At 48.2% G+C, this 984-nt stretch carries 2 protein-coding genes and 1 tRNA gene; all 3 read left to right on the forward strand.

From position 1 onward, the window contains the following. Window positions 1-62 precede the first annotated feature (62 nt). The 3 genes from COV46_07180 (at window position 63) to COV46_07190 (ending at window position 922) form a co-directional block, all read left to right on the forward strand. A complete protein-coding gene (locus COV46_07180) occupies window positions 63-554 on the forward strand; it encodes a ligand-binding protein SH3 (GenBank protein PIR16740.1) in 492 nt (163 codons plus the stop codon). A gap of 5 nt (window positions 555-559) precedes the next feature. After that, window positions 560-636, forward strand: a tRNA-Arg gene (locus COV46_07185). A 121-nt stretch (window positions 637-757) separates the two neighbouring features. After that, complete coding sequence (locus tag COV46_07190) at window positions 758-922, forward strand: hypothetical protein (GenBank protein ID PIR16741.1); 165 nt, start codon at window positions 758-760, stop codon at window positions 920-922. Window positions 923-984 lie beyond the last annotated feature (62 nt).

Below are 984 nucleotides of genomic sequence, written 5' to 3' on the forward strand. Positions count from 1 at the left end.
AAATGTTCCTTAACGTTTTTTATTGCAAACCTTGAGGGTGGCTGGTAAACGCGAACACGAAAATGCTGGAACAGCTCATCATATGGCTTAGGGGCCTCCCTCCTGAACTAGTGACCGTAATCATCTCGGCGCTCCCTGTTGCGGAACTACGCGGTGGCATACCTGCAGCCTTTGCCATGGGACTGGCCCCGCTGAAGGCATTTACCCTTGCTGTAACGGGAAACCTGTTGCCGGCGATCCCGTTGCTTTTGCTTCTTGAACCTGTATCGAACAGTGTCCGTCATCTCCCAGTTTTCGGGCAATTCTTTGACTGGCTCTATAAAAGAACATCGCGCAAGGCTGGGATCATCGAAAAATATGAGGCGATCGGGCTCGCACTTTTTGTGGCCATTCCCCTACCTATGACAGGAATGTGGACCGGGGCGGTCGCCGCATCTATCTTTAAGATACCGATTAAATATTCTTTCCCGGCCATCATTGCGGGCGTATTAATAGCCGGTGGGATAGTGACTTTTCTGTGTATGACCGGTAAGATGATAGTTCAAATGACTTAAGACTTGCGCTTGTAGCTCAGTGGATCAGAGCATCTGACTTCGAATCAGAGGGTCGCAGGTTCGAATCCTGCCAGGCGCGCAAATTTTGCGCCAGCAAAATTTGCCCCGATACACGATATACGATACACGGAAATATCGAGGCTGATGTTCAGTATTGCTGGCGCAAAATTTCGTATATCGTGTTTCGTGTATCGGGTAAAGGAATGGCTCATTATATGTTTGATTTCGAAAATCTCGACGTCTACAAACTCGCTTTGGAATTTGCGAAGCAAATCGCCAGATCCACCGAAAATGCTCCACGGGGTCACTGGAGTCTCGCCGATCAATTCAGGAGAGCTTCTACCTCAATCGCCAATTTTTTTTGCTAACTACTTGATTTATCTGGACCACACCCCCCCTTATTGCGCAAGTGTAACTACTCACCCAAATT

The organism is Deltaproteobacteria bacterium CG11_big_fil_rev_8_21_14_0_20_49_13 (assembly GCA_002796305.1).
Lineage (GTDB): Bacteria > UBA10199 > UBA10199.